Source organism: Ralstonia sp. VS2407 (assembly GCF_052950655.1).
In genome coordinates, this window is sequence record NZ_JBRFVG010000224.1 from 1 (window position 1) to 479 (window position 479).

Consider the following 479-nt stretch of genomic DNA (forward strand, 5'->3'; position numbering starts at 1 on the left):
GACTATTACGGCCCGGATTTCCGGGTCGAGACACCCACGGGCTCGGGCCGGACCTCGTCGCTGCGCGAAATCGCCCGGCAGCTTGCACTCCGGCTGATCGGCCTCTCCACGCGCGGGCCCGATGGACGCCGGCCAGTCTACGACGGCAGCCGGATAGAACAGGAGGACCCGCATTTCCGCGACCTCGTACTGTTCTACGAATATTACGACGGCGATACCGGCCGCGGCGTAGGCGCCTCCCACCAGACCGGCTGGTCGGGGCTCGTGGCGCTGCTGATTCAGGAGGTCTGGGACGCGGCCGCCGAGGCACCGGCGGCGAGCGGACCGTGATCTTCAGGCCCGATCGCGTGGGCAGGGCCGGTAGCGACGGTCCGTCCTACTCCGCGGCCTGTTTCATCCGCATCCGCTGGCTGTGACCGATCTCCCGCGAGATCACCGAGCGACGGGCGCTGTAGTTCGCCGAGACCAGCGGGTAATCG

Annotated in this window: 1 pseudogene; it reads left to right on the forward strand. The window is 68.5% G+C overall.

The annotated features are described in order from the left end of the window. Nucleotides 1–330: pseudogene (locus tag ACU8YE_RS24745) on the forward strand (MGH1-like glycoside hydrolase domain-containing protein); the annotation flags it as partial. Nucleotides 331–479 lie beyond the last annotated feature (149 nt).